The sequence below is a fragment of the Streptomyces sp. JJ36 genome, from assembly GCF_021696945.1.
In the GTDB taxonomy this organism is placed as follows: domain Bacteria; phylum Actinomycetota; class Actinomycetes; order Streptomycetales; family Streptomycetaceae; genus Streptomyces.
The window spans coordinates 1-461 of record NZ_JACYHE010000193.1 but is presented as its reverse complement, the minus strand read 5'-3'; the positions used below and the strand labels follow the sequence as shown (position 1 = coordinate 461).

Below are 461 nucleotides of genomic sequence, written 5' to 3'. Positions count from 1 at the left end.
GCGAAGATCGTGGTGGCCGGCGGCTTCGGCGTGGGCAAGACGACCTTCGTCGGCGCGGTCTCGGAGATCAATCCGCTGCGCACCGAGGCCGTGATGACCTCCGCCTCGGCGGGCATCGACGACCTGACGCACACGGGCGGGAAGACGACCACCACGGTGGCCATGGACTTCGGCCGGATCACCCTCGACGACGACCTGATCCTGTACCTGTTCGGGACGCCCGGCCAGGACCGGTTCTGGTTCATGTGGGACGACCTGGTGCGCGGCGCCATCGGGGCCGTGGTGCTGGTGGACACCCGCAGACTCGCGGACTGCTTCCCGGCGGTCGACTACTTCGAGAACAGCGGCCTTCCGTTCGTGATCGCGCTGAACGGTTTCGACGGGCATCAGCCGTACACGCCGGAGGAGGTGCGGGAGGCGCTGCAGATCGGGCCGGACGCGCCGATCATCACCACCGACGC

At 68.5% G+C, this 461-nt stretch carries 1 protein-coding gene; it reads left to right on the top strand.

The annotated features are described in order from the left end of the window. On the top strand, positions 1 to 461 hold a 461-nt coding region (locus HOY81_RS27130), incomplete at both ends, for an ATP/GTP-binding protein (RefSeq protein WP_237323355.1).